Raw genomic sequence first — 636 nt, 5'->3', positions numbered from 1 at the left:
TGCAGGAGGTGTTCGAGCGCTTCGGCCGCATCGAAGGCAAGCGCATGTTCGGCGGGCATGGCATCTACCATGAGGGGCGAATGTTCGCCCTGGTCGTCAGGGACACCCTCTATCTCAAGTCCGACGCCACCAGCGTCGGGCATTTCGACCGGCTTCGCCTGCCGGCCTTCGAATACACCCGACAAGGGAAGACGATGAAGATGTCATACCGCGAGGCACCCGCGGAGGTGTTCGAGGACCGCGACGAGGCCGCGCTGTGGGCGCGTCGTGCATGGGAAGCGGCCTTGCGTTCGGGCCAGGCGCCCCAGCCGCGCCGCCAGCGGGCCAGGCGCGCATGAGCCACGAAGCACCACTTCTGCCCAGCCGCGAGGAGATCGCGCTGCTCGAAGCCTTCGACGGCCTCGGGCTGCGAGACATCCGTGTCGTCGACACGCCGCAGGAAGCCGAGCGCGCCGCCGCCGCGCTGCTGGACAGCGGCGTGGCCGGCTTCGACACCGAATCGAAGCCCACCTTCGCCAAACACGAAATCTCGGGCGGGCCCCATGTGCTCCAGTTCGCGACGCTCGAGAACGCATGGCTGTTCCAGTCGCATCGCACCGACTGCAATGCGATCCTGGGGGAACTGCTTGCATCGAC

Annotated in this window: 2 protein-coding genes; both read left to right on the top strand. The window is 67.0% G+C overall.

The window, feature by feature from the left end; translation table 11 throughout:
- A partial coding sequence (locus AC1DTN_RS38185; protein ID WP_477925366.1) for a TfoX/Sxy family protein occupies positions 1–338 on the top strand: 338 nt, incomplete at its 5' end.
- Positions 335–636, top strand: a 302-nt coding sequence (locus tag AC1DTN_RS38180) for a hypothetical protein (RefSeq protein WP_477925364.1), incomplete at its 3' end; no start/stop codon positions are given. The genes AC1DTN_RS38185 and AC1DTN_RS38180, both read left to right, overlap by 4 nt.

Source organism: Rhizobium sp. 01T444 (assembly GCF_056398305.1).
The sequence above is the reverse complement of the archived record's forward strand: the minus strand, read 5'-3'. Positions and strand labels throughout refer to the sequence as shown.